This window comes from Nocardia sp. Marseille-Q1738, assembly GCF_965283145.1.
On the sequence record NZ_CBDIMS010000007.1, the window covers coordinates 1 to 12,068 of the forward strand.

14 protein-coding genes are annotated in these 12,068 nt (G+C 68.9%); 1 reads left to right on the forward strand and 13 read right to left on the reverse strand.

Annotated features, from left to right (window positions below; all coding sequences use genetic code 11):
- Positions 1–242 precede the first annotated feature (242 nt).
- Positions 243–1,694, reverse strand: coding sequence for a type VII secretion protein EccB (gene eccB / locus ACWPXK_RS23580; RefSeq protein WP_454198363.1), 1,452 nt, complete (start codon positions 1,692–1,694; stop codon positions 243–245).
- 95 nt (positions 1,695–1,789) lie between these two features.
- Here eccB and eccE point away from each other — a divergent pair, with 95 nt between their 5' ends.
- A complete protein-coding gene (gene eccE / locus ACWPXK_RS23585; RefSeq protein WP_454198364.1) occupies positions 1,790–3,514 on the forward strand; it encodes a type VII secretion protein EccE in 1,725 nt (574 codons plus the stop codon).
- Positions 3,515–3,620: 106 nt separating this feature from the next.
- On the opposite strand, the gene ACWPXK_RS23590 is transcribed toward eccE, so the two are convergent.
- The 12 genes from ACWPXK_RS23590 to ACWPXK_RS23645 all read right to left on the reverse strand — a co-directional run bounded on the left by ACWPXK_RS23590 (position 3,621) and on the right by ACWPXK_RS23645 (position 11,882).
- Complete coding sequence (locus tag ACWPXK_RS23590) at positions 3,621–3,908, reverse strand: WXG100 family type VII secretion target (protein ID WP_454198365.1); 288 nt, start codon at positions 3,906–3,908, stop codon at positions 3,621–3,623.
- Between the two features lie 37 nt (positions 3,909–3,945).
- On the reverse strand, positions 3,946–4,242 hold the full coding sequence (locus ACWPXK_RS23595; protein WP_364329655.1) for a WXG100 family type VII secretion target: 297 nt from the start codon (positions 4,240–4,242) through the stop codon (positions 3,946–3,948).
- Between the two features lie 85 nt (positions 4,243–4,327).
- Positions 4,328–5,119 carry an ESX secretion-associated protein EspG gene (locus tag ACWPXK_RS23600; RefSeq protein ID WP_454198366.1) on the reverse strand — a complete coding sequence of 264 codons (792 nt, stop codon included), beginning with the start codon at positions 5,117–5,119 and terminating at the stop codon, positions 4,328–4,330.
- A gap of 103 nt (positions 5,120–5,222) precedes the next feature.
- Positions 5,223–6,203, reverse strand: a complete 981-nt coding sequence (locus ACWPXK_RS23605) for a PPE domain-containing protein (protein WP_454198367.1) — start codon at positions 6,201–6,203, stop codon at positions 5,223–5,225.
- 12 nt (positions 6,204–6,215) lie between these two features.
- Positions 6,216–6,509 carry a PE domain-containing protein gene (locus tag ACWPXK_RS23610; protein WP_454198368.1) on the reverse strand — a complete coding sequence of 98 codons (294 nt, stop codon included), beginning with the start codon at positions 6,507–6,509 and terminating at the stop codon, positions 6,216–6,218.
- Between the two features lie 12 nt (positions 6,510–6,521).
- Entirely contained in the window at positions 6,522–7,811 is a 1,290-nt protein-coding gene (locus ACWPXK_RS23615) for a hypothetical protein (protein ID WP_454198369.1), read from the reverse strand.
- Complete coding sequence (locus ACWPXK_RS23620; protein ID WP_454198370.1) at positions 7,808–8,125, reverse strand: type VII secretion target; 318 nt, start codon at positions 8,123–8,125, stop codon at positions 7,808–7,810. The genes ACWPXK_RS23615 and ACWPXK_RS23620 overlap by 4 nt, the downstream gene beginning before the upstream one ends.
- 129 nt (positions 8,126–8,254) lie before the next feature.
- Entirely contained in the window at positions 8,255–8,560 is a 306-nt protein-coding gene (locus tag ACWPXK_RS23625) for a YbaB/EbfC family nucleoid-associated protein (RefSeq protein WP_454198371.1), read from the reverse strand.
- Between the two features lie 14 nt (positions 8,561–8,574).
- Entirely contained in the window at positions 8,575–8,901 is a 327-nt protein-coding gene (locus ACWPXK_RS23630; protein ID WP_454198372.1) for a hypothetical protein, read from the reverse strand.
- Between the two features lie 69 nt (positions 8,902–8,970).
- Positions 8,971–9,213 carry a hypothetical protein gene (locus ACWPXK_RS23635; protein ID WP_454198373.1) on the reverse strand — a complete coding sequence of 81 codons (243 nt, stop codon included), beginning with the start codon at positions 9,211–9,213 and terminating at the stop codon, positions 8,971–8,973.
- A gap of 27 nt (positions 9,214–9,240) precedes the next feature.
- Complete coding sequence (locus tag ACWPXK_RS23640) at positions 9,241–10,023, reverse strand: ESX secretion-associated protein EspG (protein ID WP_454198374.1); 783 nt, start codon at positions 10,021–10,023, stop codon at positions 9,241–9,243.
- A complete protein-coding gene (locus ACWPXK_RS23645; protein WP_454198375.1) occupies positions 10,020–11,882 on the reverse strand; it encodes a hypothetical protein in 1,863 nt (620 codons plus the stop codon). Before ACWPXK_RS23645 ends, ACWPXK_RS23640 begins: the two co-directional genes overlap by 4 nt.
- Positions 11,883–12,068: the final 186 nt, after the last annotated feature.

The following is a 12,068-nucleotide window of genomic DNA, read 5'->3' on the forward strand; positions in this document are numbered from 1 at the left end:
CAGCGCCTGCGGCGCTGGGTGTTCGCGGCCCCTTTGTGGCTCGCGTCCGAGCGACCGCCGCTGGCGACTTCGTCGCGGACGCGGCGGCCACTCGGACGCGAGCCGGGCCGCGAACGGGCAATGCTCGATCTCGCTCCGCTCGTAACCGGAAGCTGGGCCAGTGTGGTTTTGGGTGGCGAGGTGGGTGTCTGACCCGCGCCTGCGGCACTGCGTTTTCGCCGCGAACGCGGTGTTGGTTCGGACTAACGTCCGGACGGCAGTGTGTCGTGACTGACGAGCGCGTCCCGCGGCGTGAGCGTGGGCCCGGGCACCAATTGGCCGACGATCGGCCACGGAGCCAGTCGTGGCTTCGATTCCAGGCCGAGCACCGCCGCGGTCTCGGCGTCCGGGACGCCGTAGCGAATGCCGTTGTCGCCCACGTAGAACAGCGTGCCGCGCCGAGCGCTGTCCGGATCGATCCCGGTGACCTGGACGAATTCGCCCGTGCCCGGCGGAATGTAGGCCGCGTCCACGCGCTCGCCCGTACCGTCGGCGGTGGCCAGCTCGACCGGAGTGGCCGAGGAGGACAGCGGCAATTTGCGACCGGCCAGGATGGTCACCGTCGCCGCCGGATCATCGGCGCCCCTGGACCAGGACGTGCAGCCGACCGGTGCGTCCTCGGCCGCCAGGATCTTCGGCGTCTCGCGCGGGAAGTGGTCCAGCGGGAGCCGCTCGACCACCGGGACGCCGGTGATCCGGTCCGGCGGCACCGTGGTGATCTCACTCATGCCTTGGGAATTCGCGTTCCGGATGACCTGCGCGGCGAACGGCGACACCCGCTGCACGCCATCGGCGAGCACCACGTAGAGGTCGTCGGCGACCACGCCGCGCACCCGCACCACGCCGCCGACCGGCACGCCGGACAGCTTGCCGGGTCCCGGCTCGCCGACACGCTCGATCTGCGGCGGCGCCAAGGCGGCGACCTGGGTCGCGGCGTTCAACAGCCCGGTGCTGATCGGCCGCGGCTGATGGGCGCGCAGGTTCAGCGACTGGGCCATCACGGAGTCCTTCGGATCGACCTCCGCGCGCTTGCCGTCGAACAGCAGGAAGGTCTTGCCCTCGCGGGCCACCAGCAGCGCCGCGTCGGCGCCGAGCGGCCCGGCGGCACCGTCCGCGTCGGTCTCCGGACCACCCGCGATCACCGTGGTGTTCACCCCTGGTGAGCGGGCCGCACTTCCGGCGGGGGACAGTTGCACCGCATCGCACAGGGTCCAGATCGACCGCTTGCCCGCCGAGGAACCCGGCAGCGACGCGGGTGCGCCGGGGATGCCGAGCAGCGCGCCGCGTGGCAGGGCGGCGAGCTTGGATTCCTTGACCGAGGTGGGCGACTCGTTGCTCTGGGTGATCAGCCGGGCCGAGGCCAGATTCAGCACCGGATGCAAGGTGTCGCCGACGACGGCGTAGAGCGCGCCACTCTCCTTGGCCATCACGATCTTCGCGTCGTCGATCGAGCCCTGCGGCCGCAGGAACGCCAGAATCGCGGCGCCGGCCACCACCAGCAGGCCGAGCACCGCACCGACGACCAGGGAGCGGGACTGTGAGCGCATCGGGTCGTGCAGCATCCGTACGTCCCGGCGCACGAGCGCGTGCTCGTAACGGCGTAGCAGGAATCGGTAGCCGTTGACTTGAGCGCGCGTGGTCAACTGGGCCGGCACGAATCCTCCGAACAGGACGCGGGTGGATCGGGGTGCGACATGGTCGCGCGGCTCTACAGTAGCGAAGCCGTGGAAGTTCGGTCCATGATGAGCCCATGGCGTCAACGACGGCCGACCGGGCCACACGGGTTTCGGCTCCGCCGCTGCACTCACGACAATTCTGGTTGTTCCGCACTCTCCCGCTTCGCCTGGTGCTCCCGGTATTGCTGCTGGCCATCGCGGTCGCGCTGATCGCGGTGGCGTTCGACGCGCCGACCTATGCCGCGGTCGCGGGCGGCGCGCTGATCGTGCTGCTCGGGCTGGTCCGCCGGCGCGGAAATTGCCTGGCCGCCTTTCTCGCCGAAGAATTCACTTTCCGGTGGCATGCGTTTCGCCACCGTTCGACCGCGGTCAACCATGCGCCGTTCGACGTGCCGCTGCCCGACGGCGGCAGCTACGGCATGCGCTGGGACGGCACCCGGCTGCTCACCGTGCTGCGGATCGATGCGCAGCCGCGCGGAGTCACCCTGCTCAGTCCGAGCGGCCTGAACACCGGGGAAATGGTTCCGCTTCCCGAAATCGCCCGCTGCCTGCACCAATTCGACATCGGCCTGGCCTCGATCGACGTGATCAGCACCGGCTCGCGCACCTCCGACGCGGGCCAGGTGGCCCGGCTCTACGAGCAGATCCTCGGGCCGCTGCCCGCGGTCGCGCACCGCACGGTGTGGGTGGTGCTGCGCTTGGATCCGCTGGCCAACGCGCCCGCGGTGGACCGGCGCGGCGGCGGCTCCACCGGAACGCTGCGGTCGGCGATCGTCGCCACCCGCCGGGTGGCCAACCGCCTGGCCGCCCGTGACCTCACCGTGTCGGTGCTGTCCGCCGCCGAAATCACCTCGGCGGTACACGAATTGACTCGCGGCGCCGCCCTCGACCAGCTCACCGAGACCCAGCACAGCGTCGAACACGACGGCATCCATTCGGCCATCTATCGAATGGCGCCGGAAGCCCTCGGTCCGCGCGGCCTCGCCGAGGTCTGGGCGACACCGAGTCTGGCGACCACCGTGACTCTGCGCCTGCGGCAGGCGGCCGGGGCGACCACGCGGCCGAACGACGCCGGGCCGGCCACCATCGCGGTGACCGCCACCGTTCGATTCGATTCGCGCGACCGGCCCCTCGAGGTGAACATCCCCGGCCTGCTGCCCATGTCCGGCAAGCACCGTCGCGCGCTGCTGCAATACCTGCCGGTGGACACCCAGGGTCCGCAGCTGCCGATCGACAGCTATTTGGGCACGCCGGAATCCCTGGCCGACCTGTTCACCCCGATCACCGGCTGCGGCCAGGTGATCGGCGCCGACTCCTCCGGCCAAGGTGTGGCACTGCCGCTGGTCGGGCAGTACGTGCGCCGGGTCGAGATCATCGGCGCATTGCTCATCGCCAAACAGGTGATCCTGCGGGCAATCGCCTTGGGCGCCACCGTGGTGGTGCACACCAACCGGCACGACGCGTGGCGCTCGATGGTGGCATATGTCGACGCGCCGCACTCGCTGTCGCTGGCGTCTTGGTCGGCCGGCTCGCAGCAGGCGAGCTCGCATCGGTCGGCGACGGTGTTCGTCTACGACGGCATTCCGCCGTCCACGCACCATTCCGACGCGACGGTCATCGTGCTGCGTTCGGACGCGACCGGCGCCGAATCCTTCGACGCCGACGTCACGCTGATCGAAGACGCCGAAACGGCGAACCTGGTCACCGTACGAACCGCGACCGGCACCACTACCGTCTACATGGTGGCCACCCCGGCAGAGATGAACTACCTCGGCACGCCGATCGCGATGTCGTACTGACCGATCATCCCCGCTGTGCGGAGAGCACGGCGGTTCTGTTCGGTAAGCCGTCGAACGGCCCGTTCGCCCTTATCGAGAACGGGCCGTTCGCGGTCAGCGGTGCCGCTCAGCCGGAGAAGCTGTTGTACACCTTCATGTCGGCGTGCTGCGCGTTGCCGAGCGCGCGGTCGACCGCGTCGCGCAGCCGCTCCAGAATGTCGGCGGTGTCGCCGAACTCGGTGGTCCACGCGGTGTGGGCGGTGCGGAAACCCTCGGCAGACTGGTTGTCCTCCCACGCCACGTTGATCAGCTTCGCCGCCGCCTCCTCCAGATTGGAGATCTGGGTCTGCAGGTTGCGGTAGTGTCCGTCCAGCTGATCCATCAGCGGCACCAGGTACTTGGGGTCGTAGAGCATGTCGGATCCTTTCGTAGGAGATGGGTCGGCGCCGCGCTCAGACCAGGTTGGTGAACGAGTCGACGTTCTCGGCGTCGACGTTGTTCTTCGTCTGGCTGCCCTCGAAGATCTTCGAGGTCATGTCGTCCAGCTTGCTGTTCAGGCGGGCGCCTTCGTCCTGCCATGCCTGAGCGGCCCGGCCGCACGCATCGTTGGCGTCGCCCTGCCAGCCCGGCTTGGCGGCCTCGATGTCGCTGCCGATGTTGCTGATCGTCGTCTTGATCTGACCGACGGCCGTCATGAAATCGTTCACGACCTGGGCGGCCGCGGCATCGTCGAGACTTACCTTGGACATTGTGTGACCTTTCTTCGTCTGTCGTTACTCGTTTTGGCGGTTCACGTTTCCCGGGTTTCGCACGCAGCTCTCGACGACGCGCGAGCTAGGGCATCCACCTTCCTCCGGGCAGGGATTCGATCAGGGCCGAAATCGCCTGCGCGATGCGGTGATCGGAACCCGGGGTGAAGGTGGACCAGACCCGAAGGTCCGCGGCGGCGCCGGGGCTGGCCGCGATACGACCCCTTGCGGTGTCGTACACGGCTACCGCCCCGGACGATCGGAGGGTCGCCCCGTCCTCGTGGGCGTAGGCGACGATTTCGGCGTGCGCATGGCAGCTGGACATGGCGAGACCGAATTCGATCGCGTCGCGCTGGTCGAGCACGCCGAGCGCGTACACCGCCTGGGTGAAATCGCTCGATGAGGTTGCGCGGTCGAGACGTTCGCGCAATTCCTCCGACGGTGCGCTGAAGCCGGCGATCTCGGCCGGCGGGCATGGGCCCAGCGCGGCGAGCACCGGGCGCGCGAGCGCAGCGCCGTCGTTGTCGGCCCAAGTCGTGCGCACGTCGAAGGCGTCACCGGTCCGGACGGCTACCGCGTGCGCACTCCCCCGGCGAGCCAAACAGACGCGCACGGGTCCGGTTCCGGTGTAGATGCGGGCGACCAGCTCACGATCGGGCTGGGCCAAGGTCTGCAGCGCGGCGGCGAGTTCGGCGTCGAGTTCGTCGTAGCCGTCGACGAGCCCGGACGCACGCAAGCCGGTGAGCGCCTGCCGCTGCGCTTCCTGCCATGCCTCGGCCGAATCCTGCCGCGGGCCGACACCGAGCACCAACGGCAGCGTCTGCACACCGATCAGGCCGGACGCCGCGAGCATTTCGTCGTTGGTCATCGTCGGCATACCGGCCTCCTCCCACGCGGTGCGGGCGCAACGCCGCCTCGTCGGCGCTCGGCCGCGGCGCGCCCGTTCGTGCTGTGCTCGATGGCTCCCTCGCTACGCTCGGTCACGACGCCGCCTCGGTCGGTGCCGAGTCCGGCCGCGCGGCCTGCTCGGGGGCTGCGCCGAGCACCGGCGGCGCCGCTTCGACACCCGCGTCGATCTGCAGGCCCTCGCCGGGACGCGGTGCCGCGGAGCCTCCGGCGCGGACGGCGCGTTCGGCGTCGCCCGCGGCCATACCGGGAGCCATCGCGCCGGGCACCATCCTGCTCGCCGCGTTGTCGGTGACGACCGGAGCCGGCTCCACCGGAACGACTTCCGGCGCGGCCACCGATTGCGACACCGTCTGCGCGTGGTAGGCGGTCTTCGCACGCGGCATCGACAGCGCGCCCAGGTTCGGCATGCCGCCGATGCGCGGGACGCTCGCCGCGGCCGCTGCCGCCGTGGTGGTCTGGTTCGCGCCTGCCTCGGCTTCCAGCGCCGCGCCGCTCGCGATCACCGGCGGATGCTGCTGTTGCCACGGCATGGCCAGCGGCGCGGTGGCCGCCTCATAGCTCTGCATCACCCGTGCGGCGTTCGCCTTAGCCAGGTCCTGTTCCGAATCGACCTGTGCCGCGGCCGCGACCAGCGGCGCGCCCAGGGCGGCACCGGCCTGCTCGATCCCGCGCTTCGCCGCTTCCAGCGCCGCGATCTCGGCGACGTGCGGCATGGCCAGGCGCGCCACTTCGTGGGCGACCGCCTGCGCACCCGCCTTCGCGGCGTTCTGGCCGGCCGCCGCGGCGGCGTCGACCAGCCAGTCACGCAGCTTGGTGATGCGCTGGAGCACGACCTCGCTCTCGCCGGATCGCCATGACTCGCGGATCTTCGCCACGATTTGGTCGTATTCCACGACGGCGGCGCCGAAACTCGCGGCGAGCTTCGCCCATGCCGTGCCCGCGTCGGCCATCGGCGCGGCACCGGGCCCCGTGGTCAGATCCCGTGCCAATTGTTCGGTTGGCCTGGCCTGCCAGACCACACCGGTGAATCCGATTACCGGTGGTTCGACCATGCGCGCTCCGTGTCAGTTCGCTCCGAAGCCGGCGGCATTGTCGTCGTCCATCCGCACCAGCAGATCGGTGTGGGAACGCAAAGCCGCGGCCAGTTTTCGGATTTCCAGCACTCCGGCGGACGCGGCCTCGTCATAGGAGGACGCGACACCACGCAACGTCTCCGCCGCGCGACCGGACACTTCGTCCGAACCCGCGGGCTCGACGTCCAGCGCGGGCATGCTCTGCCGCAGATCGGCCTCCAGACGCGCGGCGAGAGCGTCCAGGTCCGCGGCGGACTTGCGGGCCTCGGCGGGATCGAATTCCATGACGTCCTCCTGTCAGAGGGTGAGCGACTTGTCCGGCGGCTCGGAGTCCAGTGGTTCGGAGACCCGTTCGGCCGCGCCGACCACCGGCAGCGAGGCGCCCTCGATTTCCCCTACGACTTCGTTGCCGTGCTGCTCGGTGACCAGCAGTCCACGCAAGCCGTCGGTGCTTTGCTCGCCGGAGCGCGCCATGCCCGCGGCACCTGCCGCGCCACCCATCGGCACCATCCCCGGGCCGGAAGTCATGCCACGCGCCGCGGAGGCGGATGTGGTGGAAGCGGCCTCGGCGGCAGGCATACTCGCGCCGGCGGCGCCGAGCGATCCGGCTCCGCGCGCGCCCGCCCACGGAGTCAATTGCCGCGCGGGAGTTCCGGCCGCGCCACCGACGCCACCGGCACCGGCCCCGAGAGGACCCGCACCGGCACCTTCCACGCCGTCCGGATGCTCGCCTTCCTTCAGTCGCTCCCGGTCCTTTTCGGCGTCCGAGATCGACTTCGGCACGTTCAACGCGGTCTGCGCGGCTTGCAGCGCCTGCGCCCCGGTGGTCGCCATCTGCGTCAGCGGGCCGAGCAGCTGCATGAGCTGCGACACCGACTGCATCGGGTCGACGTTCTTGGGCGCGTTCGTGACCGGCACCTTCTGTCCGGTCTTGGTCATCTCCGCGCTGTGCACCGTGAGTTCGCCGCGGGTCTTGGCGACCACGGCCGTCGCCTCGGCGAGTGTTTCGGTGGTCAGCGCGACCACGAACAGCTGGCCACCCGGCGTGCCGAGGAACGGCGCCGACGCGGCGAGCGAGGTCATGAACTTCGCGATGATCGCCGCCATCAGGCTCGCGCCCTGGAACACCGAACCCGCGGCCACCGTGACACCGGCGGAGGTGGCCGCGCTCTGGCTCGCGACCGCGGTACCGTCGGACGCCGCCTGCCCGGCCTTCTGCGCCGCCGAGGACGCGCCCATGCCTTGCCATAGCTGCATCACCACCTGCAACGCCGAGGTGCCGAGCGTCATCGCGGTCTGCACCACGGTGGAGACCTGGGACAACACCTGCGCCGGGTCGAGCTGCGGTGCGGCGGGCAACTGCCCGGTCCCGAAGCTGCTCGCCAGATCGGTGAGCGGCTTGGCCAGCAGGGAAAGGTCGATCACCGGAAGCGGCGGAAACTCCGGCAGCGGCGGCAAACCCGAGATCTCCGGCAGCGGCGGCAAACCCATGTCTTTCAGCACATCATTGACCGGCCGGTCGAGCATGGGCCCCACCGCACTCTGGCGGAGCAGATCCAGGACGGACTGGTCGAGCGGCGCGCTCATATCGATCTGCTGATCGACCCGAAGTCGCCGGCCGAAGCGTCGTCGGTGAGGTCGTAGGTCGCGGCGCTCTCGTGTGCGGCGACAGCGGTCATGCCGTGCACATGCGCCAGCTCGGCGACCGACGTGAGGTTGTTGGCCTGCGCAACGGCGAAGGCGGCCAGGAAATCCTGCCCGATCAGGCCGAAAACCGGAATGGCCGCGGCGATTGTCGCCGCCTGGTTGGCCGCCCCCGCGACCGCTACATCGACGGCCATGGCCGCCGAAGCGTCTCCGTACCTGCGGATGGCGTCAGAAACTACAAGGATCTCGTTCATCGGGAACCTCCGCTGCCGGAACATGATTGGTCCGTTGTTTTCAAATGTACCGGATCATCCCACCAGTTGATCCGGGAATATTTCGTAAACACCGGTAGACACTTCCATGACATTTCAGGCACCGAATTCCTACGCATACTCGGCGGCTTCTTCGTTGAAGCTGGTCACCAGCGCGCCGCGTTCGGCGAAGGCACGGTGGGCCGCGGAAGCCGCCGTGCTCACCAAGATTCGCTCGAACTCGGCGGGCGACAGTTTCGTGATCGCGCCGGAGAGTTCGAGATCCACGAGCGCGCCGTTGCCGTCGACCACGGCGGTGACGGCGCCGTCGGGCGAGGTCTCACGCACGCGGACCGCGGCCATCTGGTCGGCCAGATCGCGCATTCGGTTGAGCTGACGGTGAACTCGCGCCTCCAGCGCGTCCATTGCCTCGTTCATACCCGCCGCCTCACTCATACCGACCTGAGCCAGCTCTGCGGCTCTACCTCGTACTCCGCCTCTTCCGCCAGCTCCTGCCGCGCAACGTCTTCCGGCTTGGGCAAGCCGGTCAATGCCAAGACATCGCTGGTGAGCCCGGCCGCCTGCAATTCCGCCCTGCGAGCAAGCCCGGCGCGATTCGCCGATTGTTTGCATAATCTGAGAATCTCCCCCGCCAACTCCCCTGGATCGCGCCGTAACTCCCCAGGTTCGACCGTGATACGGACCGGCAGTCCCTGTTCGGTGGTCTCAACCGAGATCGAGCCACTCTTGGACGCTGCTTTCCACATGGCATCCCTCATCCGCTCGTCGTACCTGAAAGTGTACGACCCGCTACCGACAAGTAGCACCCATATTTCTCTGGGCTCCGGCTACACCCGTTCATCTTTGCCGACGCGAACGATCTCGGCGATTTCGGAATTGATCATGGTGGCCGGCCGCTCGGCATCGTGGCCTGCCACGATTGCAGGAGTCACCCGCAGATCCGGTGAACGCGCAGTGAAGCCGAATGGAACGGGAAGATCATCTTTCTGCAATTCTTCGCAGCGGACGACCGACTCGCGATCGGCGTGAATAGCCAGGACGCGCGCATTGGTCCACAACGGGTTCGACACCAATTGCGGATCGCCGGTCGACTCGGCCTACCGGCGTTCGTCTTTGATCGCCCGCACCACCGCGGCGACTTCGGTGTTGATCATCGCCGTCAATCGAGCGGCGTCGGCCCCGACCGCGACGGAGGGAAGGCTCGGGGTGCTCGCGTAGCGACCGTCGTCCACCACGTCGCGCCACAGGATCTCGCGGCGCGTGACGCCACGCGGCCCGAACACCGAGCTGCCTTGGATCACCGCGATGGTCCCGATCGTGGTGGCCTCGGTCTTCAGGAACTTCTCCGAGCGGTAGGCGACGGTGTCATCGAACGAGTCCTCCACCGCGGACTCGCCGTACGCGTAATCCATGTCGGACCCGCTGTCCGTGGCGAGCACCACCTCCGCCAGCTTGCCCGCTCCGGCTTCCGGCATCTGCGCGACCACCGCGTCGGCGAGTCCCACCGCGGCGCACTCGGTCACTTCGAACCCGCCGCTGTGCCAGATGGTTTCCCCGGGCAGCTGCTTGACGACGTACCCGGCGTCGCCGCGCCGTGCCGCGAGCAAACGGACGCACTTCTTCGGGTCGTCACCGTCCGTACCGTCCCAGCCGTCCACCATGATCCGGATGTCGGGCGCGGCGAGCGTCTCCAGCACCTCGCCGAAGGAGCGGTCCACCTTGTTCCGCAGCGCATCCCGGGTGCTGCTCTTTTCCAGCTCGAAGTCGTCCAGCAGCGGGGTGCGACTGGTGAAGACCAGTGGTGGTGGCAGCGCGTCCTTGGCGTGGCTCTCCCAGAGCACGAAGAACTCGATGTCGCTGAACGTCCAGGTTCGCTTCATTTCTCCACGATCGGCTTGACGACGCGCGGGGCATCGCCGAGCGCTTCTTCCAGGTGCTCGGTGGAATCGAGGAATGTCGGCCGCTTGTGCGCCTGGCCATCTCCCGCGCTTCGGCCCGCGGCTCCCGCCGCTCCGGGCGAACCGGGCATGCCCGCCATCGGCGCCATGCCCGCACCACGGCCGACCGCGGTACCGGCCGCCGTCGTGGTGGCCGTGCTCGCACGCGGGAACAGTTTGGCGGCCTGCGTGAGATCCTTGCCGGCCGGCGCGCCAGGACCCGCCGCACCGGGGCCGGGTCCACCGGCGCCTTTCGGCAACTCGGTCTTGGGGTCGATCTCGGTGCCCGGTATCGACGGTACCCCGGGCAAGCCCGCACGCTGACGGTCCTGCAATGCCTGTTGCGCGGCCTGCTGGGCGGCCTGCTGGGCGGCCTGCATCGCCTGCTGGAGGCCCTGCTGTCCGGCGGCCATCGCCTGCTGCACCGCCTGCTGGCCCTGCTGGGCGGCCTGCTGAGCGGCCTGTTGTGCCTGCTGCTGGCGCGCCGCGGCTTGCTGCTCCCGCTGGAACTGCGCGGCCTCCTGCTGCTGGCGGCGCGCCTCGGCCTGCTGCTCTCGCTGGAATTGCAGCGCCTCCTGCTGCTGTCGGCGCGCGGCGGCCTCGGCGCGGCGTTGCGCGTCCGCTTGTGCTTTCGTCTGGGACGTTCCGGGGCCGGGACCGTTGATCCCGGGGCCGGGAGCGATACCAGGACCTGGGGCGGTACCGGGCCCCGGGGCGGCACCAGGACCGGGACCGGGGCCCTGGGGAGCGGTGACGGGAGTCAGCGCGGCGGGCAGTAGCGGAATAGCGCTGCTGGACGCCGTGATACCCGGCGTGTAGAAGGTGCTGAACGCGGTCCTGGCCTTCGGCAGCAGTTCATCCCTGGCGTAGGGCTTGCCGACGTTCGCCCAGGGCGTGTGCGGCATGTTGATCTTGGTGGCCCACAGCCACCCCGAGGTGTACATGAGATTGTCGCTGACCAGCCGCATGTCCCCGGTCAGCTCGGTGACGTTGCCCTGGTACGCGGTTGCCGCCGAGACCGCGCCCGCCGCGCCGTCGCCGGTCCACGAACCGTTCGACTGCAGCTGGGTCAGCTGATTCTTGAGGTTGGTGAAGACCGTTTCGAGCCGGTCGGCCATCCACTTCCAGGTGCCTGCCGCGTCGGTCACTTCCGAAATGTGGTCACCGATGGATTGGCCGAGGCTGTAGTAGGTGTTGTACTCCAGCGCATAGGCGTTCTCGACGCGCACCGAGTTCTCGTTCCAGTGCTCGCCGCTCTGCGCGCTGTCCCGCGGCCGTTCCGGAGCCCGCTCCGGTGTCACCGCCGCGGTGTCCCGGTCCCGCGACGAGCTGACGTTTCGAAGACGCTCGTTCATGGCGGGCAGTTCGTTCCCGGTCGCCCAGTCCGGCCTTTGGGTCTCACCGGCGTCCGGCACGTGGGGAAAGTCCTGCCATTCGCCCCAGCGGCCATTCTTGATCCGAGTGAACGCCGCCTCCGAGTCGGTCTCGCCGTCCCGGTACAGCCGGCCCGCGACGACGAACGTCTCCCCCATCTCGCGGAGGATGTTCTTGTGGTCCTTCAGCCGATCGTCCAGATCGCGACCGGCTTTGAAGAACTTCGACGCCAGTGCGGCGCCGGAACCGAGATTCCCGAAGCCCTGATAATTCAGGACCCGCTCGACGGCGGTGTGCACGATACCCACCATCGTGAGCGCGTCGGCGACGTTGATCGCGGCAGTCTCCGCGACACCGTGGTCCACCGTGATCTTGCCGTCACGGGCCAACCCTTGCAATCCCGTCCATGGGTTCACTCCGTCGCCCACAGGTCCTGCTCCTGCCTATCCGTCGCACGTCCTGTATCCCCAAGCTACATTCTTCGGGGCCATACCCGGCGCGCCGTGTGGCCGATGATGCCGGGCCGGATTCGCACCCGCACAGACACCATCGATCTGATCATCCCACCCGTGCTCTCGCCGCAACCTCTCCTTCCGCAACGAAGTTTCGAAGGT

Coding starts and splice junctions, on each gene's coding strand:
- eccE (WP_454198364.1), top strand. CDS start 1,790: ATGGCGTCAACGACGGCCGACCGGGCCACACGGGTTTCGGCTCCGCCG.
- ACWPXK_RS23610 (WP_454198368.1), bottom strand. CDS start 6,509: ATGGAATTCGATCCCGCCGAGGCCCGCAAGTCCGCCGCGGACCTGGAC.
- ACWPXK_RS23625 (WP_454198371.1), bottom strand. CDS start 8,560: ATGAACGAGGCAATGGACGCGCTGGAGGCGCGAGTTCACCGTCAGCTC.
- ACWPXK_RS23615 (WP_454198369.1), bottom strand. CDS start 7,811: ATGAGCGCGCCGCTCGACCAGTCCGTCCTGGATCTGCTCCGCCAGAGT.
- ACWPXK_RS23605 (WP_454198367.1), bottom strand. CDS start 6,203: ATGGTCGAACCACCGGTAATCGGATTCACCGGTGTGGTCTGGCAGGCC.
- ACWPXK_RS23600 (WP_454198366.1), bottom strand. CDS start 5,119: ATGCCGACGATGACCAACGACGAAATGCTCGCGGCGTCCGGCCTGATC.
- ACWPXK_RS23595 (WP_364329655.1), bottom strand. CDS start 4,242: ATGTCCAAGGTAAGTCTCGACGATGCCGCGGCCGCCCAGGTCGTGAAC.
- ACWPXK_RS23620 (WP_454198370.1), bottom strand. CDS start 8,125: ATGAACGAGATCCTTGTAGTTTCTGACGCCATCCGCAGGTACGGAGAC.
- ACWPXK_RS23630 (WP_454198372.1), bottom strand. CDS start 8,901: ATGAGGGATGCCATGTGGAAAGCAGCGTCCAAGAGTGGCTCGATCTCG.
- ACWPXK_RS23640 (WP_454198374.1), bottom strand. CDS start 10,023: ATGAAGCGAACCTGGACGTTCAGCGACATCGAGTTCTTCGTGCTCTGG.
- ACWPXK_RS23590 (WP_454198365.1), bottom strand. CDS start 3,908: ATGCTCTACGACCCCAAGTACCTGGTGCCGCTGATGGATCAGCTGGAC.